Below are 22,552 nucleotides of genomic sequence, written 5' to 3' on the forward strand. Positions count from 1 at the left end.
AGCCCCGCCGGCGCGGGTGTTTCATGGAGCCGCGGCCCGCGAAGGGCACGGCACGACGCAGGGAGCACCATGGACAAGCCCGCCGCCCCCGGCCCGCAGGACCGGCCGGAGCCCACCGTGCTGACCCGGGTCACCCGGAACGGCACCGCCGTGATCGAGCTGGCGCGCCCCGGCGCGCTGAACGCCCTCGACCTCACGATGGTCCACCTCATGACCCGCGCGCTGACGGCGTGGCGCGCCGACCCCGCGGTCCGTCGCGTGGTGGTGCGCAGCACCTCGCCGAAGGCGTTCTGTGCCGGCGGCGACATCCTGGCGATGCGGTCGGCGGGCCTGGCCGGCGACGACACCGCGGTCCGTAGGTACTTCTCCGCCGAGTACGCCCTCGACGCGCTGATCGCCCGCTACCCCAAGCCGTACGTCGCCCTGATCGACGGTTACGCGATGGGTGGCGGCCTGGGCGTCTCGGTGCACGGCTCGGCGCGGGTGGTGACCGAACGCGCCTCGCTGGCCATGCCCGAGACCGGTATCGGCTTCTTCCCCGACATCGGGGCGAGTTACTTCCTGCCGCGGCTGCCGGGCGCGTTCGGCTGGTATCTGGGGCTGACCGGGGCCCGTGTCACCGGCGCCGACGCAGTCGCGTGCGGGCTCGGCACGCATTACGTGCCCGCCGCCGATCTGCCCGCGCTGGAGGCCGCGTTGACCGAGTCGGACGACGCGCTCGAAGCCGTACTCGACCGCTTCGCCGCCCCGGCTCCGCCGGCCGCGCACGCGGACGCGGTCGCCCGCTGCTTCTCCGCGCCCGACCTCCCGGAGCTGCGGGCCCGGCTGGCGGCGGAGACACGGGCCAGGGACTGGGCGGACGACGCGCTCGCCCTGCTGGACGCCGCCTCGCCGGGGAGCCTGGCGGCCACCTTCGACCTGCTGACGGCCGGCGCGGGCTCGACGCTTGAGGAGTGCCTGCGGCGCGAACTCGACCTGGCGTGCCGCACCGCCCGCACGGCCGACTTCCACGAGGGCGTGCGTGCCGCGCTGGTCGACAAGGACCGCAGGCCCCTCTGGTCGACGGCGGGGGCGCCCCGGTTGTGACCGGTGCGCGCTCAACCGGTTGAGCGCAGGCGGCCGATGCCGGACTCCGGCGGCCGTGCCCGGCCGGTTTCGGCGTTGTTAAGGTGTGCGGGCCGTTCACGCCGCCGACCTGCCGGATCCGTGCACGTCCGCCGTACCTGCCGCACTCGCCGTACACGGCCCGAGGGCCGCCTGCCGTATCGAGGCCGAGATGAGCCCCAAGAAGCGTCCCACCATCGCCGACATCGCCGAGGCTGCGGGCGTGTCCAAGGGTGCCGTGTCCTACGCGCTCAACGGCAAGACGGGCGTATCCGAGCAGACCAGGGCCAGGATCCTGGAGATCGCCGCGCGGATGGGCTGGCACCCCAGCAGCGCCGCCCGCGCGCTGTCCGACGGGCGCAGCGGCGCGATCGGCCTGGTGGTGGACCGGCCGGCGTGGGTGCTGGGCATCGAGCCGTTCTTCATGCAGCTGATCTCCGGTGTCGAGGCGGGCCTGGCCCGTACCGGCACCGCGCTGCTGCTCCAGGTCACCGACGACGCGGCGTCCGAGGAGGCCGCCTACCGGCGGTGGTGGGGGGAGCGCAGGGTCGACGGGGTGCTGCTCGTGGACCTGCGCGAGCAGGACCACCGGCTGGGCCTGGTCGCCGAACTGGGTCTGCCCGCGGTCGCGATCGGGCACGCGGGGGTCGCCTCGGGCGTCCCGTCGGTGTGGCTGGACGACGGCGCCGCGGTGCGCGAGACGCTGGCGTATCTGGCCGCCATGGGGCACCGCAGGGTCGCCCGCGTGGCGGGCCCGGCGCATTTCGTGCACACCAGGGAGCGGGGGGAGGCCTTCGACGCCGCCGCCGTGGAACTGGGCCTGGACGGCGTGCCGTCGGTCTACACCGACTACTCAGGCGAGCAGGGCGCCCGGGCCACCCGGCGCCTGCTGTCCGGGTCGCTGCGGCCCACCGCGATCGTCTACGACAACGACGTGATGGCGGTGGCGGCGCTGAGCGTCACCCAGGAGATGGGCGTGGCCGTACCGGGCGAGCTGTCACTCGTGGCCTGGGACGACAGCGAGCTGTGCCGGCTGGTGCACCCCGCGCTGACCGCGGTGAGCCGGCGGGTCATGGAGTACGGCGAGCGGGCCGCGACGGCGCTGCTCTCGCTGATCGACGGCGCCGCCGTCCCTGACATCCTGCTCCCGCCGCCGTCCCTCGTCCCGCGCGGCAGCACCGCGCCGCGCGCCGCCTAGGCCGCCGCGGCGGAGGGGAGCGCGGCCCGGGCGGGCCCCGGCCCGCCCGCGCGCTGCCGCTGAAGCGGTCAACCGTCTTTTGTTACATGGTGTTTCACCGGCGCGGCCGCCGTGCGATCCCTTGACGGCCGTGATGTGCCCTAGTTAAATCACGTCGCGATATAAGCCGTGAAACAAGGTGTGAAACACGCGTGCGGACCCCCTCGCTGCACGCTTGACCATGTCAGGCCCATGCCATCGTGCCGAGAAAGGCAACGACCCATGAGCGCAGCAACCCGGCCCCACACGGGCAGATCCTCCGGATCCCGACTGCGACGCGTCATCGTCGGGACCCTCACCGCCGCAGCCGCGGCGATCACCCCCCTGCTCGCCGTTCCCGCGACCGCGCACGCCGCGGGAGAGAGCGTGCAGGTCTACCTCACCACCACCAACGACTCCGGCGGACGCAACGTCGTCAAGGGCCTGGAACAGCAGGCCCCGCTGTCCTTCGGCTCCGGCACCGGCGGCTCCGGCCAGAACGTGACGGTGGACGAGGGCACCACCTACCAGCAGTTCACCGGTGGCGGCGCCTCCTTCACCGACACCGCCGCCTGGTTGATGAACAGCAGCGGCGCGCTGTCGGCGTCGACCCGCAACACGGTCATGCAGAAGCTGTTCGACCCGGTCAACGGGATCGGCCTGGGCTTCCTGCGCAACCCGATGGGCGCCTCGGACCTCGCGCGCGACAACTACACCTACGACGACATGCCCGCGGGCCAGACCGACCCGACCCTCGCGCACTTCTCCATCGCCCACGACCTGGCCGACGTCGTGCCGCTCACCAAGCAGGCCCGGCAGCTCAACCCCAACGTCAAGGTCATGGCGACCCCGTGGACCCCGCCGCCGTGGATGAAGGACAACGACGCCTACAGCCAGGGCTGGCTGGAGTCGCAGTACTACCCCGCCTACGCGCAGTACTTCGTGAAGTACCTGCAGGCCTACCAGGCGCAGGGCGTCCCGGTGGACTACGTCACCGTGCAGAACGAGCCCACCTGCTGCAGCGGTTATCCGTCGGCGCAGTGGAACGGCTCGGGTCTGGCGTACTTCACCAAGACCAACCTGCTGCCCGCGCTGCACTCGGCCGGGCTGTCCACCAAGGTCCTGGCGCTTGACTGGAACTGGGACACCTACGACAGCTACGCGGCGCCCACCGTCACCGACGCCGCCGTGCGCAACGACCCCAACTTCGGCGGGATCGCCTGGCACGGCTACGGCGGCAACGTCAGCGAGCAGACCACGGTCCACAACCAGTACCCGACCCTGCCCGCCTTCGACACCGAGCACTCCGGTGGCACCTGGATCGCCAACCAGCAGAAGGAGGACATGGAGAACCTGATCGACTACACCCGCAACTGGGGCCAGAGCTGGGTCAAGTGGAGCCTGGCGGTCGATCAGAACATGGGTCCGCACAACGGTGGTTGCGGCACCTGCACCGGACTGGTCACCGTGCACAACGGTGACAGCCGCAGCGGCCAGGTGGACTACACCATCGAGTACTACACGATGGGCCAGCTCACCAAGTTCGTGAAGCCCGGCGCCACCAGGATCGGCTCCACCGACAACTCCACCGTCCGCAACGTCGCCTGGCGCAACCCCGACGGCTCCAAGGCGCTCATCGCCTACAACGAGTCGTCGTCCGCGCAGACCCTGCGGGTCAACTGGGGCAACGAGAACTTCTCCTACTCGCTGCCCGGCGGCGCCTCGGCGACCTTCACCTGGGCCGGCCCGCCCGGCAGCGGCGGGAACACCGGCGGCCACACCGGCACCATCACCGGCTACGGCGGCAAGTGCGTCGACGTCGCCGGCTCCTCGTCCACCAACGGCGCCGCCGTGCAGCTGTACGACTGCAACGGCACCGCCGCCCAGTCCTGGACGGCCTCAGGCAGCACCTTGCAGGCGCTCGGCAAGTGCCTGGACGTCGCGTCGGCCGGCACCGCCAACGGCTCCAAGGTGCAGCTGTACGACTGCAATGGCACCGGTTCGCAGGTGTGGAACCGCGGAGCCAACAGCACGCTGGTCAACCCGCAGTCGGGCAGATGTCTCGACGCGACGGGACCCAGCTCCGCCAACGGCACCCGGTTGCAGATCTGGGACTGCACCGGCGCCGCCAACCAGCAGTGGAGCGCGCCCGCCGCGTGATCCGCTGACCCCGTGAACGGCCGGCCCGCGGACCTCTCACCGCGGCCGGCCTCGCCGAAGGAAGAGAAAGAGGACCGCCGGTCCCGCGCACCCAGCGCGGGCCGGCGGTTCGGCATGCCCTGATCCGGTGGCCCGGCGCCGCCCGCCCTCCGCCGCCGCCCGGGCCGCCGGTGGCCGGTCGCCTACCGAGTCGTCAACAGCTGTTTGTCAGACGTTGACCCAGGTGGCGGCGCGCGGAGGGGACGCCGTAGCCGTCGAAGCCTAACCTGGGTGGAGTGTCGGCTTCCGCTCCGGCGCCCGCCCGCCCGCGCCCCGTCCCGCCTCCCCAGTGCACGTGTCACCAGGGCCGCTGCCCTGCTCCCCGCGGCGCCCGCGCCGTGCCCCACGCGACGAGGAGTCCCCGTGTCCATCGCCCGCAACGAGGGTGCCGGCTGGCAGCGCGCTTCGGTGCGGTCGATGGCGGTGCTGCTGCCGTTGGTCGCCGTGGCGGCGCTGGTGACCAGCAGGTGGGCGATGATCGGCTCCAGTGCGGGCCAGCTGGGGTCGGCGGACGGCGAGTGGCTGGCGGTGGCCTGTCTGGCGGCCTTCATGACCTGGGTCTGCTCGGCCACCGCCCAGCAGGGCGCGGTCGTCGAGCGGCTGCCGCCGGGGCTGCTGCTCGCCGCGCAGTTCGCCGCCTCCGCCGCCAACCACGTGCTGCCCGCAGGTGTCGGCGGCAACGCCGTCAACCTGCGGTTCCTGGTGCGCAGGGGGCTGAGCCCGACCCGCTCGGTGGCGGCGCTGGCGGTACGGGCCTGCGCCGCGGTCATCGGCCGGGTGGCGCTGCTGCTCGCGGTCCTCGCGCTCTTCCCCGGCGCCCTGAACCTGCACCGGGTCACCGGCGGCGGGCCCGAGGTCCCCGGCCAGCCGCTGATGTACGCCGGGGTGGCCGCGGCGCTCGTGGCGGGCGGCCTGGTGCTGACCCGGTGCGCCCGCCGGCTGCGCGACCGGCTGCGGGACTTCCTCGCCTCGGTCGCCCGGGACGTCCGCGTGCTGCACGGCAACCGGGCCCGGGTGGCCGCGCTGTGGGGCGGCTCGCTGGCCTTCCCGGCGATGCACGCGGCCGTCCTGGTCTCGGTGGTGCGGGCGGTGCACGCCCCGGTGCCGGTCAGCGGGGTGGTGGTGGCATATCTGTTCGCCAGCACCGCGGCCGGCTGGCTGCCGACACCGGCCGGTCTCGGATCGCTGGACGCGGCGCTCGGGCTGGCCCTGGTCACCGCCGGCGCCTCCGCGGTCGCCGCCACCTCCGCCGTGCTCGGCTACCGGCTGGTCACCGCCTGGCTGCCGCTGGTGCCCGGGGTTCTGGTGCTGGCGGTGCTGGTGCGACGGCAGGAGCTGTGAGCGGCCCGCGAGAACTTCTTGGTACAGACCTTTGCCGGAAGTATTGACGCCACTTCCCGCCGCCATTTAAATCACGTCCTGAACTAAGACATGAGCGAAGTCCGCCCCCCGACCACGGAATCCACCGGCGGCGCGGTCCGGCTCGCTGCCTGTCAGGAGCATGACCTCCCCGTGTGCTCCGGTCCCGTGTCCCCCGCCGCCCCTACCGAGGAGTCCGGCATGTCGGCATCACCCCCCACCCGACGCACCAGACGGATACGCCCCCTCCCGCTGCTGGCCGCGGCCGCCCTGCTGCTCGGCGGACTGCTGCAGCAGACCGCCTCGCCCGCCCGGGCCGCCGCCGCACCCGCCGCGGCACCGGCCGCGGCCACCGCCACCTTCACCGACGACTTCAACGGCCCCGCGGGCAGCGCGGTCGACGGCTCCAAGTGGGGCTACGAAACCGGTGACAACGTCAACAACCACGAGCGCGAGTACTACACCAGCGGCACGCACAACGCCGCCCTCGACGGGCAGGGCGACCTGGTCATCACCGCCCGCAAGGAGAACCCGGCCAACTACCAGTGCTGGTACGGCACCTGCCAGTACACCTCGGCCCGGCTGTCCACCCCGCAGAAATTCAGCCAGGCTTACGGCCACTTCGAGACCCGGATGAAGCTCCCGCGCGGCCAGGGCATGTGGCCGGCCTTCTGGATGCTCGGCGGCGGCAACTGGCCGACCGACGGCGAGATCGACATCATGGAGAACGTCGGCTTCGAGCCCGGCAGCGTCCACGGCACCATCCACGGCCCCGGCTACTCCGGCGCCAACGGCATCGGCGCCGGGTACACCCTGCCGAACGGGCAGAGCTTCTCCGACGCCTTCCACACCTTCGCCGTCGACTGGGCGCCGAACTCGATCAAGTGGTCGGTGGACGGCAACGTCTACGAGACCCGCACCCCCGCCGACCTGAACGGCAACCGCTGGGTCTACGACCACCCCTTCTACCTGATCATGAACCTCGCGGTCGGCGGCTACTGGCCCGGCGACCCGGACGGCAGCACGACCTTCCCGCAGCAGCTGGTGGTCGACTACGTCCACGTGACCACCTCCGACACCTCAGGCGGCGGCAGCCCCGGCACGGGCCACGCCATCACCGGCTACGGCGGCAAGTGCGTCGACGTCGCGAGCGCCGGTACGGCCAACGGCACGGCGGTGCAGCTCTACGACTGCAACGGCACGACGGCGCAGTCCTGGACGGTCGGCTCGGACGGGACGATCAGGGCGCTGGGCAAGTGCCTGGACGTCACCGCGGCCGGCACCGCCGACGGCACGAAGGTCCAGCTCTACGACTGCAACGGCAGCAACGCCCAGAAGTGGACCGTCACCGGCGCCCACGACATCGTCAACCCCGCGGCGAACAAGTGCCTGGACGCGACGGGCAACAGCTCCGCCAACGGCACCCGGCTGCAGATCTGGACCTGCACCGGCGCAGCCAACCAGAAGTGGACCGTGACCGGCTGATGAGAAGACAACATGCCCTCCTGCTCGCCACCGCGATGGCGGCCGGCACCCTCGGCACCTTCGGCATCACCCAGGCCTCCGGCGCCGACCCGTCCGGCGCGATCACCGGCTACGGCGGCAAGTGCGTCGACGTCGCGAGCGCCGGTACGGCCAACGGCACGGCGGTGCAGCTCTACGACTGCAACGGCACGACGGCGCAGTCCTGGACGGTCGGCTCGGACGGGACGATCAGGGCGCTGGGCAAGTGCCTGGACGTCACCGCGGCCGGCACCGCCGACGGCACGAAGGTCCAGCTCTACGACTGCAACGGCAGCAACGCCCAGAAGTGGAGCGCCACCGGCGGGCAGCTGGTCAACAGCGGCTCCGGCCGCTGCCTGGACGCGACGGGCCCGAGCACCGCGAACGGCACCCGGCTGCAGATCTGGGACTGCTCCGGCGCCGCCAACCAGAAGTGGACGCTGCCGTCCGGCGGCGGCACACCCCCGACCGACCCGCCGCCCGCCAACGGCGAGCAGGCGGTGGCCCCGTATCTGTACAACGGCTGGGGCAACCCGCCCGACCCGACCACGATCATGAACGCCACCGGCGTGAAGTGGTTCACCCTCGCCTTCGTGCTCAGCAACGGCACCTGCAACCCGCAGTGGGACGGCGGCCGCGCGCTGACCGGCGGCGTCGACCAGGCCACCATCAGCAAGATCAGGGCGGCCGGCGGCGACGTGATCCCGTCCTTCGGCGGCTACAGCGGCAACAAGCTGGAGCAGTCCTGCACCAGCGCTAGCGCGCTGGCCGGGGCGTACCAGAAGGTGATCAGCGCCTACGGGCTGCACGCCATCGACATCGACATCGAGGCCGACGCCTACAGCAACGGCACCGTGCAGCAGCGCACAGTCGACGCGCTGAAGACCGTCAAGGCCAACAACCCCGGCCTCGCGGTCTACGTCACCATCGGCACCGGGCAGAGCGGCCCGGACACCGGGCTGATCTCCAAGGCGGCCGCCTCCGGGCTCACCGTCGACAGCTGGACGATCATGCCGTTCGACTTCGGCGGCGCCGGCCAGAACATGGGCACCCTCACCACCAGGGCCGCGGACGGCCTGAAGAACGCGGTGAAGAACGCCTACGGCTACACCGACGACCAGGCCTACCGGCACAGCGGCATCTCCTCGATGAACGGCATCACCGACAACAACGAGACCGTCACGGTGGCCGACTTCCGCACCATCCTCGCCTACGCGCAGAGCCACCACCTGGCCCGGCTGACCTTCTGGTCCGCCAACCGGGACCGGCCCTGCTCCGGCGCCTACCCCAACGACGACACCTGCTCGGGTGTCTCGCAGCAGGCCTGGGACTTCACCCGTACCTTCGCCCAGTACGGCGGGTGAGACCCCGGCACCAGCACTCCGCTCCCCGGCCGTGTAGGCATGGTTCTCGCGATGCACCATGCACGGCGGCCGGGGAGCGGAGGCACAACGGACATGACAGGCAGCACAGGCAGCACAGGGACCGGCGGCGGTGAGGGACGCGGGCGGGTCCTGGTGGTCGACGACGACGCCGCCATCCGCCGCTCCCTCGGCCGCGCGCTGCGGCTGCGCGGCTACACCGTGGGCGAGGCGGACGGCGGCGCCGCCGCGCTGGACGTGCTCGGCGGCGCCGCCGCCCCCGACGTGCTGGTGCTGGACATCTCGATGCCCGGCATCGACGGCATCGAGGTCTGCCGCAGGCTGCGGGCCGGCGGCGACGACCTGCCGGTGCTGGTGCTCTCCGCCCTCGACGAGGTCGCCGACCGCGTCGCCGGCCTCCAGGCGGGCGCCGACGACTACCTGGTCAAGCCCTTCGCGCTGGAGGAACTGGTGCTGCGGCTCGACGCCCTGCTGCGCCGCCGCCCGCCGCGCCCGGACGACCAGGTACGGGCCTGCGGCCTGGTCCTCGACCCGGCCGCCAGGACCGCCACCCGGGACGGCGACCCGCTCGACCTGACCCGGCGTGAGTTCGAGCTGCTGGAGACGCTGGCCCGCAACACCGGCATCGTGCTGACCCGCGACCAGCTGCTCGACCGGGTGTGGGGCTACGACTTCGAGGTGCGCACCGACGCCGTCGACACCTTCGTCAGCTACCTGCGGCGCAAGCTGGAGTCCGGCGGGCGGCCCCGCATCCTGCACACCGTCCGCGGCGTCGGCTTCGTCCTGCGCCCCGGCGACGACGGCGGGAGCGCCACATGAGACTGTCCGCCCGTATCGCGCTGGCCGTCGCCGTCGTGGTGCCGCTGCTGGTCGTCGGCTCCGGCTGGATCATGGTCCGGCTGGTCGGCCGCGACGTGCACGCCGCCGGCGACGCCCATCTGCGCGAACGCGCCACCGCGGTCCGGCCGGAGGCCCTCGCCCTGCTGCGGGCGATGGCGAACGACCGCCCGGCCAGCGTCGAACAGGCCAGGCAGCGCAAGCTCTTCACCGCCGCCCTTGACGTCGGCATCCGGGTGGACGGGCCGGCCGGCTCGGTCACCGGCGGCCCGCAGCCCGCCGCCGCGGTCACGCTGCCCCCGGCGCGGGACGCCGCGCACCCGGTCACCGTGGCAGCGGGGGCGCAGAGCTGGCGGGTGCTCGCCGTGCCGCTCACCGCGGTCCGGCCGGCCGCCGGCGGCACCCTGTGGCTGTTCTCCACCGACGCGGCGGGCCAGCGGCAGATCGCGCAGGTACGCGGAAGGGTGCTCACCGTGGCCCTGCTGACCGCGCCGGTCGCCGGGCTGGCCGCCTGGCTCGCCGCAGTACGCCTGGCCCGCCCGCTGCTCGCCCTGCAGCGCCGCGCCGCCGGCATCGACCCGCGGACCAGCACCGCCCGGCTCGACCACACCCCCACCGGCGTCCCGGAGGTCGACGACCTGGCCCGCACGCTGCGGACCGTGCTGGCCCGCTACGACGAGCAGGCCGCCCGTACCGCCGAGGCCCTGGTCACCGCGCGCTCCTTCTCCGCGGCCGCCTCGCACGAGCTGCGCACCCCGCTGATGAGCATGCGGATCAACCTCGACGTGCTGGACGGCGACCCCGCTCCCGAGGGGGCCGAGCGCGCCGAGGTCGTCGCCGACCTGCGGGCCGGCCACGAGCGGCTGCTCGGCCTGCTGGTGATGCTGCGCACCCTGGCCCAGGGCGACCTGGTGGAGGCCGACGCCTTCGTCCCCGTCGACCTCGCCGACCTGCTCGACTCCGCGGTACGCGACCTGCGCCGCGACCACCCCGGGGCCCTGGTCACCGTCCGCTCGGCCGGGCCCTGCGTCGTACGCGCCTGGCCGCAGGGCCTGCGCTCCGCGGTGGACAACCTGCTCGCCAACGCGGTCGTCCACGGTGCCGGCCAGGTGGAGGCGGTGCTGGAGCCCACCGCGGACGGCGCCGCCGTACGGCTGACCGTCGGCGACCACGGCCCGGGAGTGCCGCCGGAGGACCGCCGGTCGGTCTTCACCCGCTTCCAACGCCGCCCCGACAGCCCGGGATCCGGCCTCGGCCTGGCACTGGTCGGCCAGCAGGCCGCCCTGCACAGCGGCACGGTCACCGTGACCGGCCGGCCCGACGGCCCCCCGGGCGCCTGGTTCGTCCTGGACGTCCCCCACATGGCCCAAGGGCCCGCCCTGCCACGGCAACGCGACTGGCTCAGGGCCCAGAGCGCCGCACCGGCCACCCCACAAGGTTTCCACAAAGACCGTCCCTAACCTCCGGCGAACCGGCACCGCGCAGCAGCCGGCGCCGTCACCGAGGAGGTCAAACCATGCGCACCACCCGTACCGCGGTCGCCGTCACCGCGGCCGCCGCGGCCCTGCTCACCGCGGCCGGGACAGCCGCGGCCGACACCGCCACCCCCACGCCCTCCGCGTCCGCCCCGGCGGCCGGCAAGGCACCGACCGGGGACGGCGCCCGCGCGCTGTGCAAGCGGCTGCCGACCGTCGACGCGCGGATCGACCGGGCTCTGGCCCGGCTGAACGGGCCGGTCACCGAACGCGGCTCCGTCGCGCGGCTGCAGAAGCGGATCAGCAACGCCGACGCCAAGGGCGACACGGCCGTGTCGACCTACCTCAAGGGCCGGCTGACCTTCCGCAAGTCGCTGGTCACCACCCTCAACCAGCGCTCCACCGACCTGGGCGCCGTTCGCACCTGGTGCGGCACCCAGCACTTCCCGGCCAAGGGCACCGCGAAGGGCGCCGGCAAGGACGGCGCGAAGAACACCGCGAAGGACAGCGCGAAGGACACGGCCAAGTGAGCCGGGCGCGCTGGCGTCCGCTCGCCCTGCTGCCGGCCGCCGCGCTCGGCGCGCTGCTGCTGACCGGCTGCGGCAACCACGGCCACGCGGCGGACAGCCCCGGCAGCGCCTCGCCGGCGCCGGCCGCCTCGGAGCTCGCCCACATGCAGAAGCTGCTGGACGACGCGGACTCGGCCGCCGCGGTGGCCGACTCCGACGCCGCGGCCGACAAGTGACCGCGCCGGGGCCGGTCCGACGGATCCGCCCGGCCGGCGGGGTCCGCGTCCGGCCGGCCCCGGCGGGCTACTTCGCGTCGGCATAGCGGCGCACCGCGTGCGTCTCCAGCGGGAAGGGCACCGGGGTCGCACCGAAGACCAGCCGGCGGGCCTCGTCGGCCGCCGCCGCGACCGCGGACTCCACGGCGGGCGCGAGGTCCGCCGGGGTGTGCACGACCACCTCGTCGTGCTGGAAGAACACCAGCCGCGGGGCGGCACCGATCGCGGCCAGCTCCCGGCGCAGCGCAGCGAGCATGGCGAGCGCCCAGTCCGCGGCGCTCGCCTGGATCAGGAAGTTCCGGGTGAAGCGCCCCCACGACCTGGCCGCCCTGCGGTCCGGTGACGCCCCGTCCGCCGGATCCGCCGCCTCGTCCACGAACCGGTCGGCGGACGGCGCCGGGGACGTACGGCCGAGCTGGGAGCGTACGATCCCGCCCGCCTCGCCGGTGCGGGCCGCGGCCTCCACCAGCGCGAGCGCCACGGGGAAGCGCCGCCGCATCACCGCGAGCAACTGGCCCGCCTCGCCGCTGGTCTGACCGTACATCGCGGCGAGCAGGGCGATCTTGGCCCGCGGCCGGTCGCCGGAGAAGGCGTCGCGGGCCACCGCCGCGTAGAGGTCGCCGCCGGCCGCCGCCCGCGCCAGGCCCTGGTCTCCGGACATCGCCGCCAGCACCCGCGGCTCCAGCTGGCCGGCGTCCGCGACCACCAGCAGATGGCCCGGGTCGGCCACCACGGCCGCCCGCAGCGGCCGCGGAATCTGCAGCGCCCCGCCGCCCCGGGTCGCCCAGCGGCCCGACACCACACCCCCCACCACATACTCCGGCCGGAAGCGGCCGTCACGGACCCAGGCCTCGCGCCACGCCCAGCCGTGCGCGGCATGGATACGCGACAGCTCCTTGTACCGCAGCAGCAGCCCGGCGGCCGGGTGCGCGACCTTGCGCAGCTCGTGCGAACGGGTCGAGGTCAGCTGCACGCCGACCCGCGCGAAGGCGGGCAGCAGCTGGGCGGGGGAGTCGGGATTGACCGGGCGGCCCAGCGCGTCCTGGATCCGCTGCGCCAGCTCGCCGAGCCTGGCCGGCCTGGCACCGCCCGCGGGGCGCGGGCCGAGCAGCCCGGTCAGCAGGTCGTCGTGCGCCCGCGCGCTCCACGGCAGACCGTCCCTGCCCATCTCCACCGCAGCCAGCGCGCCGGCGGACTCCGCCGCGCACAGCAGCCGCATCCGGTCGGGGTGCTCGCCCGCGGCGATCCGCCGCTGCTGGGCGGCGTGCACCTCGATCAGCGCCGTCAGCGGGTCCGCGCCGGGCGGCAGGTGGTGCCGGTCGGCGGCGAACAGCACCGGCTGGTCGTCGGCGCCCGCCTCCGGGGCGTCCGGCGGCTCCGGCAGCCCGTGCTGCCGGGCCCAGGCCGCGCCCAGCGAGCGCGGCCTGCCGTGCCTGCCCTCCTGGCCGAGCAGCAGCGACTCGACCAGTTTGACGTCGTGGCAGCGGCCGACCCGGATCCCGCCCCGGTCAAGCAGCGCCGGATAGAGCTCCTCCGTCCCGCCCCACACCCAGCGCGGCCCGGCCGCCGCCTCGATGGCCCGCACCGCCCCGGCGAGGTCCGCCACCATCTCGGTCCCGCCGACCGCCGCGCCGTCCTCACCGACCCCGCACAGCCGCCCGCCGCCGCCGACCGGATCGGCCACGACGGCCACCCGCCCGGCTCCGGCGTCCACGGCTGCACCCACTCCACGAGAGTAGGCGCGACCACTGACACCGGCAGGCCGGCCCGGCCGCCGTGCGCCCGGGAACGGCGAGGAGCCCGGCGGCGCGTGGCGCCTGCCGGGCTCGTGGCGTGCTGATCAGCCCTGCTGTCCCTGGGCTTCCTGGGCTTCCTTGACCGACTTGTGGACCTCCGCCATGTCCAGCGCGCGGGCCTGCGCGATGACGTCCTCAAGCGCGGGCTCGGGGAGCGCGCCCGGCTGGGCGAAGACCGCCACCTTGTCCCGCACGATCATCAGCGTCGGGATCGACTGGATCTGGAAGGCCGCCGCAAGCTCCGGCTGCGCCTCCGTGTCGACCTTCGCGAAGACCAGGTCCTCGTGCTTGTCCGACGACTTGTCGTAGACCGGTGCGAAGGACCGGCACGGCCCGCACCAGGCGGCCCAGAAGTCGATGAGGACGAAGTCGTTGGCGGACACGACCTCGTCGAAGTTCTCCTTGGTCAGCTCCACAGTGCTCATGACTGCCACAACGGGTGGCCTCGCCGGGAAATTCCGTCCGCCCCGGGCCGCCCCGTCACTCGTCCGGGTGGTGCCGACCGCGCGTCCATGGCGTGCGGCACCGCGCACTCGTTGTCGGCGTATGGCACCGATGCAGCGGCAGAGGACAGCGCAGGCCACCGACGAGGCGGCCCGAGGTGGAACGGTTCTGCACCAGTACCGGTCGGACGCCCCGGTCTTCGCCGCGCTCGCCGACCAGTGGCGCTCGGCCGGCCGCATGGTCCCCGGCCAGATCGACACCGAGTGGTCCGACCTGGTCGGCCGCATCCCGCACCCCACCCGTACCTAGCTCGCCATATCCCCGCGTCACCCCTGCGGGCGCGGCAGCGGCCGCGGTGCCGGGGGCCCGTCGTAGACGCCGGTGGGGCGCATGCGCAGGGCCCGCTCGGCGTACTCCTCCAGCGCGTGCGCGACCCAGCCCGCGGTCCTGGCCACGGCGAAGACCGCCTCGCCGGCCTCCGCGGGCATGCCGGACGCGACCGACAGCACCGCCAGCGCCAGATCGACGTTGGCGTGCAGCGGCGTGTGCCTGGCGGCCGTGGCCAGCGTGTCGCGAGCGGCGGCGAGCGCGTCGGCCGCCGCGGGCACCTCGGCGAGCTGCGCGAGCAGCAGCCGTGCCCGCGGGTCCTCGCCGCGGTAGAGCCGGTGGCCGAGCCCCGGCACGGCGTGCCCTGCGCGCAGGTGCGCGGCGACGACCGGGCCCGCGCCGCCGCGCTCCATGACGTCGAGCAGCATCCGGTGGGCCAGCGCGCTGGCCTGCCCGTGCAGCGGACCGTCGAGCGCCCCGAGCCCCGCCGAGACCGCCGCGTAGGGATGCGCGCGGCCCGAGGCCGCGACCCGGACCGCGAGCGTCGAGGTGGCCAGGTCGTGGTCGATGAGCAGGGCCAGCGCGGTGTCCAGTACCCGCACCGACGCCAGGTCCGCGTCCCGTGCGGTGAGCCGCGACCACAGCCGCCGGGCGATCGGCGCGGCGCCGTCGGCGACGTCGGGGCCGGCCGGCGGCAGCGCGTCGACCAGCGTGGGCACCAGCCCGCGCGCGCACCCGAGCACCGCGTCCCTGCCGAGGTCGAAGCGCAGCGGATCCGCCGCGCCCGCGGCGATCACCGCGACCCGCATCCGGTCCACCGGGCCGCTGTCCCCGGGCAGCGAGCCCGCCGCGGCCCGGGCGGCGGCCAGCGGCTGCGGGGGAGCGGTGAAGCGGACGCCGGGCCGCAGCTCCCCGGTCCACAGCCAGTGCGCGACCTCCTCGTAGGCGTACGCCTCGGCGAGGGCGACCGCGTCCACCCCCCGGAAGGCGTAGCTGTCGGTCGCCGGATCGATGAGCGTGACGCCGGTACGGATCCGGCCCCAGCCGCCCTCGGCCCCTTCGGCCGGCGCGGCGGCGGCCGCGGCCCCCGTCCGCCCGCGGGCCGCGAGTGCGGCCACCTCGGCCGGGTCGAAGGTGCTGCCCCGCCCGCCGGCGGCCCGGCGGCTGCCGAGCAGCCCCCGGCTGACGTAGGCGTACACCGTCTCCGGTTTGACGCCCAGGCGTGCGGCGGCCTCCCGCGTGCTGATGCGGTCCTCGCCGTCGCCCGCTGTCCCGTCCGTCATGGACGCCACCGTATCCACCTCCCGTCAACCCTCGCTGCATATTGACCAGTCAACATTGACAGGCTACGAATCAATCATGGACAGTCAAGTAAAGAGCCGAGGAGGAACCGATGTCCACCACCCATCCGCCCGCCGCCGCGACCTCCACCCCGCCGCCGGCAGCGCTCGACGCCCCGCGCGGCCTCAAGGGCGTGATCGTCACCGACACCGTGCTCGGCGACGTCCGCGGGACCGAGGGCTTCTACCACTACCGCGAGTTCTCCGCGGTCGAGCTGGCGGCGAGCCGCAGCTTCGAGGACGTGTGGCACCTGATGGTCCACGGAGTCCTGCCGACCGCCGAGGAGCGCGCCCGCTTCACCCGGCAGACGGCGCAGCTGCGCCACCTGCCGGCCGAGGTCCGCGACGCGCTGCCCGCGGTGGCCCGTGCGGCCGGCGCGTCGGGGCCGCTGGCCGGACTGCGTACGGCGCTGTCGCTCACCGGCGCCGCCGCCGGATTCCGGCCGCTGTACGACCTCGACCCCGGGCAGCGGCAGGCCGACGCGCTCGCCGCCTGCGCGGCCGTGCCGACCCTGCTGACCGCGCTGCACCGGCTCGGCCGCGGCCTGGCGCCGGTCGAACCGCGCGACGACCTGCCGTACGCCGCGAACTACCTCTACATGCTCACCGGCGAGGAGCCGGCGCCCGAGCGGGCGCGGGCCGTCGAGCAGTATCTGATCTCGACGGTCGACCACGGCTTCAACGCCTCCACCTTCACCGCCCGGGTCATCGCCTCGACCGGCGCGGATCTGGCGGCCTGCCTGGTCGGGGCGATCGGGGCGCTGTCGGGGCCGCTGCACGGCGGCGCGCCGAGCCGCGCCCTCGACACGCTGGACCGGATCGGCACCCCGGACCGCATCGACGGCTGGCTGCGGGAGCACATCGCGGCCGGCGAGCGGATCATGGGCTTCGGCCATCCCGTCTACCGCACCGAGGACCCGCGGTCCCGGCTGCTGAAGGCGATAGCCCGGGGCATCGGCGGCGACCTGGTCGACTTCGCCGTCCAGGTCGAGGCGCGCGCGGAGGCGCTGCTGGCCGAGCTGAAGCCGGGACGCGACCTGCACGTCAACGTGGAGTTCTACGCCGGCGTGGTGATGGAGCTGTGCGGGCTGCCGCGGGAGATGTTCACGCCGACCTTCGCCAGTGCCCGGGTGGTCGGCTGGAGCGCCAACATCCTGGAGCAGGCGGCCGACAGCAAGATCATCCGCCCGTCCGCCCGCTACGTGGGTCCGCCGCCGCCCCGGCCGGTGCCCGCGCCCTGAGCGCGGCTCCCGGTCCGGGGCGGCCGGAAGCCGGAAGGGGGACGTCGGGATCGCCGCCAGGGCTGGCCTCCATACCGACTGGTCGGTAATATCTCGCCGTGCCGGGAACCCGGCAGGCAGACCCACCCCCGGAGGAGTCGGCGTGCGCGCGATCCAGATCACCGAGTTCGGCGGACCCGAGGTCCTGCGGGAGACCGAACTGCCCGAGCCCGTCGCAGGCGAGGGGCAGCTGCTGCTGGACGTCGACTCCGCCGGGGTGAACTACGCCGACACGCACACCGTGGAGAACTCCTACCTCTCCCGTTCCACGCTGCCCATGGTGCCGGGCGCCGAGGTCGTCGGCCGCACCGCGGACGGCCGCCGGGTCGTCGCGCTCACCGACAACGGGGGCTACGCCCAGAAGGCCGTCGTGCAGGAGGAGCTGGCCCACGACCTGCCCGACGAGGTCACCGACGGGCAGGCGCTCGCGCTGGTGGTCCAGGGCCTCACCGCCTGGCACCTGCTGCGGACGTCGGCGCGGCTGGCGCCGGGCGAGAGCGTCGTGGTGCACGCGGCGGCCGGCGGCACCGGCTCGCTCGCCGTCCAGCTGGCCAGGCAGTTCGGCGCGGGCCGGGTGGTCGCCACCGCCTCCACCCGGGAGAAGCGCGACCTGGCGGAGGAACTGGGCGCCGACGTCGCGGTCGACAGCGACCCGGAAGGGCTCACCGAACGGCTGACCGAGGCCAACGGCGGGCACCGGGTCGACATCGTGCTGGAGATGACCGGCGGACCGGTCTTCGACGCCTCGCTCGCCGCCCTCGCCCCCTTCGGCCGGCTGGTCGCCTACGGCATGGCGTCCAGGACCGCCGCCACCCCGGTGGAGCCCGCCCGGCTGATGGGCCGTTCGCGTGCCGTCGTCGGCTTCTGGCTGATGCACTGCCTGGGCCGTCCCGGGATGTACCGGGAGCCGATGGCGGAACTGCTCGCGATGACCGCGGACGGGCGGCTGCGCCCCCGGCTCGGCGGCGTCTACGGCCTGTCCGAGGCTGCCAGGGCGCACACCGAGCTGCGCGCCAGGCGCACGGTGGGCAAGCTGGTGCTCGATATGACCCGATGAGCGGAACCGGAAGGGGCGTCCCGGTCGTTGGATCGGTGCAACAGTTGGAAATGCACCATCATGACCACCATCATGACCAGTGGAGCACGCAGGGCCGCCGCCCGCGACCCGCGCCCCGCACAGCTCGGGAGGGGCCATGCCACGCAACCGCTTCGCACAGGACCGGGGACTGACGACCCGCATGGTCGTCACGATGTTCCTGATCGGACTGCTCTATGTCGTCTTCGTCGGTGCGCTGATCGCCCTGCTGCGGGGCGCGTGGCCGATGATCCTGATCATCGCCGGGCTGCTCTTCGTCGTCCAGTTCTGGTTCAGCGACCGCATCGCCGCCTTCAGCATGGGCGCCCATGAGGTCACCGCCGAGCAGCAGCCCGAGCTGCACGGCGTGGTCGACCGGATCTGCGCGCTGGCCGACCTTCCCAAGCCCAAGGTCGCCGTCGCCCAGTCCGACACGCCCAACGCGTTCGCGACCGGCCGCAACAAGAAGAACACGGTGGTGTGCGTCACCAGCGGGCTGCTGCGCAGGCTGGAACCCGAGGAGCTGGAGGGTGTCGTCGCCCACGAGCTGTCCCATATCGCGCACAAGGACGTCGCCGTGATGACGATCGCCTCCTTCCTCGGCATCCTGGCCGGCGTCATCACCAGGATCGGCCTGTGGGGCGGCTTCCGGCGCAGCCGCGACCCGGGCACCGCCGCGCTGTTCATCCTCGTGCCGCTGGTCAGCGCCGTGGTCTACGCCATCAGCTTCCTGCTCACCAAGATGCTGTCGCGCTACCGCGAGCTGTCCGCCGACCGCAGCGCCGCCCTGCTGACCGGCCGGCCCTCCGCGCTGGCCTCGGCGCTCACCAAGGTCAGCAGCGATCTGGCCGCCATCCCCAGCAAGGACCTGCGCGCGGCCGAGCCCTTCAACGCCTTCTACTTCGCCCCCGCCCTCACCACCAACCGCACCGTCTCCAAGCTGCTCGCCACCCACCCCAGCCTGGAGCAGCGCCTGGCGCAACTGGCCGCGATCACCGTCGAACTGGACCGCCGCTGATGGGTCTGCTCGACGTGCTGCTCGGCCGCAGCAAACCGGTCCGCCCCGACCTGGACCAGCTCTTCGGGCTCTCGTCGGCGGCGATCACCCTCCAGGCGGCCAGCGAACTGCGCCCGACCGGCGAGGGCGCGGTCTGCTTCGCCGCCGTCGAGGGCGGCGCCTTCGCCGAGATCCAGCAGGACCTGCACAGCCTGCTGTCGGTCGAGACGAGCCAGGACACCTACGGCTACACCTGGCTGCTGTCCCGGCGCGACCCCAGCGAGATCACCGACCTCGTCACCGATCTGCACGCCGTCAACTCGGCGCTGGAGGCGGGCGGCTTCGGACCGCAGCTGTTGTGCTCGCTGGTCGCCTTCCGGGACCCGCAGGGCCGCCGGATGGCCCTGGTCTACCTGTACAAACGCGGGTCGTTCTACCCCTTCGCCCCGCTGCCCGGTGAGAAGCGCGACCATGCGCTGGAGCTCCAGGTCAGGGCACTGGTCGCCAACGACCTGCGGCTGGAGGCCGACCTGGCCCGCTGGTTCCCGGTCTGGGGCGCGCCCGGCCTGGCCGGATGAGCCGCCTGAGCGCCGGACCTGCGGAATCGAACCGGCGTGCGTCGAAGGGCGGTTGCGGGGCAGGCGGTCGGTGACGGACGCCGCCGGCGTCCGCGCAGCCCGACCGCCGTCCGCAGGGGCGGCCCGTCGCCGAGGAGAAGTCACATGCTGGCAGCTGTGGGCGCCGTCATCTTCGCCATCGCCTATCTGATCAACGTCACGAGCACCGACACGGACGCGGCCTTCACACCGATAAGCCTGATGATCGCGGGGTTGTTCTTCGTCGCCCTGCACTTCGCCGGCGTCGGATCCGGCTGGTCGTACCCCTCCAGACGGCGCGGTCGTCGCTGACCAGAGCCCATCTACAGTGGGAGGGCTGCCGGCAATCCCCCAGGAGGCATACGGATGACTGTCTACGACCCCGCCCAGGTGAAGGTCAACCCGGAGTCGTGGGTGCGGGAGCAGGCCACGCGCTACGAGGAGTCGAACGGCACCGAGGCCACCGACCTCCAGGGTTCGCCGTGCCTGCTGCTGGACTACCAGGGCCGCCGCACCGGTGACTGGCGCCGTACGGTGCTGATCTACGGCCGGGACGGGGACGACTACCTGATCGTCGCCTCCAAGGGCGGCGCCCCGGAGCACCCGAAGTGGTTCAACAGCCTCGTGGCCAATCCGGAGGTCCACCTGCGGGTGCTCGGCGAGCGCTTCACGGCCCGCGCCGAGGTGCTCTCCCCGGAGGAGAAGGCCCGGGTCTGGCCGCATCTGGTGGAGGTCTACGGTCCGTACGCCGACTACCAGAAGAGCACCGACCGCGACATCCCCGTCATCCGCCTCACCCGCGTCTGACGCCGCCGCGCGAGCTGAGGGGCGCCCATCCAGCAGGATGGGCGCCCCTCAGCTGTGACCCGGTCAGCCGGCCTGCCGTGCCGCGCGGCCGGTGGGCCGTAGGGTCAGCGCGGCCAGCACCAGTTCCAGCCCGAGCAGGAAGGCCAGGCCGAGCCCGAAGGCGTGCGGGTAGCGGTCCGGTGCCCCCGCGCCCACGGCGCCGTAGAAGACGATGCCGATCAGCGCGATGCCCAGCGCACCGCTGACCTGCTGGATGGTCGCCACCACCCCGGAGCCCGCGCCCACCAGGTGCGCGGGGAGCGTACCCAGGGCGTCGTGGGTGAGCGGGGCGATCACCATGCCCATTCCCACCCCGTCCAGGAACAGCCCCGGCACCAGCTCCCACCGGCTGCCGGTGCTGCCCGCCGCGTGCACGGCGGCCCACAGGGCGCCCAGACCCGCGGCCATCAGCAGCGCGCCGGCCGGGACCGTACGGCGGCCGAGGCGTTCGGCGAGCCGGTGCGCCGCGGTCGAGGTGAGCAGGTAGCCGCCGCCGATCGCCAGGAAGACCACACCCGACGCCAGCGCGTCCAGGCCGCGGCCCGCCTGCAGATACAGCGCGAGGATCAGGAAGAACGAGCCCTGCCCGGTCCAGAAGACCAGTTGCGCCAGCGCTCCCGCGGTGAAGCCGCGCTGCCGGAACAGCGAGGTGTCGAGCACCGGGTCGCCGCCCGCCGCGCCCAGCCGCCGCTGGTGCGCCACGAAGACCGCGAAGAGCGCCGCCGAGCCCGCCAGGCACAGCCACGTCCACAGCGGCCAGCCCAGCGAGCGCCCCTGGATCAGCGGCAGCACCAGGGCGACCACCGCGGCGGTGGACAGCGCCACACCGGTGTTGTCCAGCCGCGGCCGCCGCGGCGCCCGCGACTCGCGCAGTGCCCGCGGCGTCACGGCCAGTGCGGCGAGCCCGACCGGCAGGTTGATCAGGAAGCACGCCCGCCAGCCGAGACCCAGCAGGTCCGCCTTGATCAGCAGCCCGCCGATGAGTTGCCCGAAGACCGCGCCGAGACCCATTGTCAGCCCGTACATGCTGAACGCGCGGGCCTGCGCCCTGCCCGCCCAGCCGGTCTGCAGGATCGCCAGCACCTGCGGGCCCATCAGGGCCGCGGACAGGCCCTGCAGCACCCGCGCCGCCACCAGGGTCCCTGAGGTCGGCGCGAGACCGCAGGCCGCCGAGGTCGCGGTGAACAGCGCGAGCCCCACGGTGAAGATCCGCCGGCGGCCGAAGATGTCACCGAGCCGCCCCGCGGTGACCAGCCCGGTGGCCACGGCCAGCCCGAAGCCGGCCACCACCCACTGGATCGCCGCGGAGCCGGCCCGCAGATCGCTCTGCACCGCGGGGATCGCGACGTTGACGATGAAGAGGTCGAGCGAGGTCATGAAGGTCGCGGCCAGCAGGACCAGCAGGCCGAGACCGGTCCGCCCGGGATGTTCAGCGGCGCTGCCGGGCGCGGGCGGGGAGAGCGTGGAGGCGGCCGAGGCCATGGCGGAACTCCTGTCATGAGGAAGGGGGCGGGGGAGGGTTGAGGGGCGGTCGGCCGGTCAGGCGGCGGCCGGTACCTTGTCGAGGAAGCCGGCGACGTGCTGCACCAGCCCGTCCTCGCCCGCGGTGAGCACGTCGAAGCCGACGACCAGCGACTCGCCGCCGGCCGGCCCCAGCTCCCAGGTGAAGCGGGCGACGTGGTGGTGCGCGTCGATCGGGCCGAGGCCGAAGACCAGGCCGGGGAACTGCGCCTGCACCGCCGCGATCACCGCGTCGAGCGCGTCGGGGCCGGTGACGTCGGCCAGCGGGTCGGTGTAGCGGGCGTCGGCCGCGAAGACCGCGTCGATCCCGCGCCGCCTGGCCGCCGGGTCCCTCTCGTTCCACACCGCGATGTACTGCTCGACCAGCTGCTGGATGTCGCTCATGACTGCCGTCTCCCTGCTCTCGCCGGCGCCGGGTTGCGCCGCCTTCTTGCAGGTCACGACGCTACGGAGTCGGCGTTGCGGGGGAAT

General features: G+C 73.7%; 22 protein-coding genes. 17 read left to right on the forward strand and 5 right to left on the reverse strand.

The window, feature by feature from the left end; genetic code table 11:
* The first annotated feature begins 69 nt into the window (after nucleotides 1-69).
* From OG702_RS31385 to OG702_RS31430, 10 genes are all read left to right on the forward strand, one after another.
* On the forward strand, nucleotides 70-1,086 hold the full coding sequence (locus OG702_RS31385) for an enoyl-CoA hydratase/isomerase family protein (protein WP_327292325.1): 1,017 nt from the start codon (nucleotides 70-72) through the stop codon (nucleotides 1,084-1,086).
* A 190-nt stretch (nucleotides 1,087-1,276) separates the two neighbouring features.
* Nucleotides 1,277-2,302, forward strand: coding sequence for a LacI family DNA-binding transcriptional regulator (locus tag OG702_RS31390; RefSeq protein ID WP_327292326.1), 1,026 nt, complete (start codon nucleotides 1,277-1,279; stop codon nucleotides 2,300-2,302).
* Between the two features lie 261 nt (nucleotides 2,303-2,563).
* Entirely contained in the window at nucleotides 2,564-4,480 is a 1,917-nt protein-coding gene (locus OG702_RS31395; RefSeq protein WP_327292327.1) for a ricin-type beta-trefoil lectin domain protein, read from the forward strand.
* A 402-nt stretch (nucleotides 4,481-4,882) separates the two neighbouring features.
* Nucleotides 4,883-5,860 (forward strand): lysylphosphatidylglycerol synthase transmembrane domain-containing protein, encoded by a 978-nt coding sequence (locus tag OG702_RS31400; protein ID WP_327292328.1) that lies wholly within the window; start codon nucleotides 4,883-4,885, stop codon nucleotides 5,858-5,860.
* Nucleotides 5,861-6,079: 219 nt separating this feature from the next.
* Entirely contained in the window at nucleotides 6,080-7,363 is a 1,284-nt protein-coding gene (locus OG702_RS31405) for an RICIN domain-containing protein (protein ID WP_327292329.1), read from the forward strand.
* Complete coding sequence (locus tag OG702_RS31410; RefSeq protein ID WP_442814625.1) at nucleotides 7,363-8,745, forward strand: ricin-type beta-trefoil lectin domain protein; 1,383 nt, start codon at nucleotides 7,363-7,365, stop codon at nucleotides 8,743-8,745. Before OG702_RS31405 ends, OG702_RS31410 begins: the two co-directional genes overlap by 1 nt.
* 93 nt (nucleotides 8,746-8,838) lie before the next feature.
* Nucleotides 8,839-9,582, forward strand: coding sequence for a response regulator transcription factor (locus OG702_RS31415; RefSeq protein WP_327292330.1), 744 nt, complete (start codon nucleotides 8,839-8,841; stop codon nucleotides 9,580-9,582).
* Entirely contained in the window at nucleotides 9,579-11,060 is a 1,482-nt protein-coding gene (locus OG702_RS31420; protein ID WP_327292331.1) for a sensor histidine kinase, read from the forward strand. The genes OG702_RS31415 and OG702_RS31420 overlap by 4 nt, the downstream gene beginning before the upstream one ends.
* A 56-nt stretch (nucleotides 11,061-11,116) precedes the next feature.
* Entirely contained in the window at nucleotides 11,117-11,605 is a 489-nt protein-coding gene (locus OG702_RS31425; RefSeq protein ID WP_327292332.1) for a hypothetical protein, read from the forward strand.
* A complete protein-coding gene (locus tag OG702_RS31430; protein WP_327292333.1) occupies nucleotides 11,602-11,820 on the forward strand; it encodes a hypothetical protein in 219 nt (72 codons plus the stop codon). The genes OG702_RS31425 and OG702_RS31430 overlap by 4 nt, the downstream gene beginning before the upstream one ends.
* A 67-nt stretch (nucleotides 11,821-11,887) precedes the next feature.
* On the opposite strand, the gene OG702_RS31435 is transcribed toward OG702_RS31430, so the two are convergent.
* Complete coding sequence (locus tag OG702_RS31435) at nucleotides 11,888-13,468, reverse strand: bifunctional 3'-5' exonuclease/DNA polymerase (RefSeq protein ID WP_442814752.1); 1,581 nt, start codon at nucleotides 13,466-13,468, stop codon at nucleotides 11,888-11,890.
* Between the two features lie 231 nt (nucleotides 13,469-13,699).
* Nucleotides 13,700-14,080, reverse strand: coding sequence for a thioredoxin (trxA, locus tag OG702_RS31440; RefSeq protein WP_327292335.1), 381 nt, complete (start codon nucleotides 14,078-14,080; stop codon nucleotides 13,700-13,702).
* A gap of 121 nt (nucleotides 14,081-14,201) precedes the next feature.
* Here trxA and OG702_RS31445 point away from each other — a divergent pair, with 121 nt between their 5' ends.
* On the forward strand, nucleotides 14,202-14,408 hold the full coding sequence (locus tag OG702_RS31445) for a hypothetical protein (RefSeq protein WP_327292336.1): 207 nt from the start codon (nucleotides 14,202-14,204) through the stop codon (nucleotides 14,406-14,408).
* 17 nt (nucleotides 14,409-14,425) lie between these two features.
* Here OG702_RS31445 and OG702_RS31450 read toward each other — a convergent pair whose 3' ends face one another.
* Nucleotides 14,426-15,709, reverse strand: a complete 1,284-nt coding sequence (locus tag OG702_RS31450; RefSeq protein ID WP_327292337.1) for a citrate/2-methylcitrate synthase — start codon at nucleotides 15,707-15,709, stop codon at nucleotides 14,426-14,428.
* A 110-nt stretch (nucleotides 15,710-15,819) separates the two neighbouring features.
* Between OG702_RS31450 and OG702_RS31455 the strand changes: the two genes are divergently transcribed.
* The 6 genes from OG702_RS31455 (at nucleotide 15,820) to OG702_RS31480 (ending at nucleotide 20,521) form a co-directional block, all read left to right on the forward strand.
* Nucleotides 15,820-17,007 carry a citrate synthase gene (locus OG702_RS31455; protein WP_327292338.1) on the forward strand — a complete coding sequence of 396 codons (1,188 nt, stop codon included), beginning with the start codon at nucleotides 15,820-15,822 and terminating at the stop codon, nucleotides 17,005-17,007.
* Nucleotides 17,008-17,149: 142 nt separating this feature from the next.
* On the forward strand, nucleotides 17,150-18,103 hold the full coding sequence (locus tag OG702_RS31460) for a quinone oxidoreductase family protein (protein WP_327292339.1): 954 nt from the start codon (nucleotides 17,150-17,152) through the stop codon (nucleotides 18,101-18,103).
* A 136-nt stretch (nucleotides 18,104-18,239) separates the two neighbouring features.
* A complete protein-coding gene (htpX, locus tag OG702_RS31465; protein WP_327292340.1) occupies nucleotides 18,240-19,139 on the forward strand; it encodes a zinc metalloprotease HtpX in 900 nt (299 codons plus the stop codon).
* Nucleotides 19,139-19,696 (forward strand): PspA-associated protein PspAB, encoded by a 558-nt coding sequence (pspAB, locus tag OG702_RS31470; RefSeq protein WP_327292341.1) that lies wholly within the window; start codon nucleotides 19,139-19,141, stop codon nucleotides 19,694-19,696. The genes htpX and pspAB overlap by 1 nt, the downstream gene beginning before the upstream one ends.
* Nucleotides 19,697-19,840: 144 nt before the next feature.
* Nucleotides 19,841-20,026 carry a hypothetical protein gene (locus OG702_RS31475; RefSeq protein WP_327292342.1) on the forward strand — a complete coding sequence of 62 codons (186 nt, stop codon included), beginning with the start codon at nucleotides 19,841-19,843 and terminating at the stop codon, nucleotides 20,024-20,026.
* Nucleotides 20,027-20,080: 54 nt separating this feature from the next.
* A complete protein-coding gene (locus tag OG702_RS31480; protein ID WP_327292343.1) occupies nucleotides 20,081-20,521 on the forward strand; it encodes a nitroreductase family deazaflavin-dependent oxidoreductase in 441 nt (146 codons plus the stop codon).
* A gap of 63 nt (nucleotides 20,522-20,584) precedes the next feature.
* Here the strand turns inward: OG702_RS31480 and OG702_RS31485 are convergent, their stop codons facing one another.
* Both OG702_RS31485 and OG702_RS31490 read right to left on the reverse strand, forming a co-directional pair.
* The gene (locus OG702_RS31485; RefSeq protein WP_327292344.1) at nucleotides 20,585-22,042 is read right to left on the reverse strand and encodes an MFS transporter; all 1,458 of its coding nucleotides are present in this window, start codon (nucleotides 22,040-22,042) and stop codon (nucleotides 20,585-20,587) included.
* Nucleotides 22,043-22,099: 57 nt separating this feature from the next.
* Nucleotides 22,100-22,465, reverse strand: coding sequence for a nuclear transport factor 2 family protein (locus tag OG702_RS31490; RefSeq protein ID WP_327292345.1), 366 nt, complete (start codon nucleotides 22,463-22,465; stop codon nucleotides 22,100-22,102).
* Nucleotides 22,466-22,552 lie beyond the last annotated feature (87 nt).

The organism is Streptomyces sp. NBC_01198 (assembly GCF_036010485.1).
Classification (GTDB): Bacteria; Actinomycetota; Actinomycetes; order Streptomycetales; family Streptomycetaceae; genus Actinacidiphila.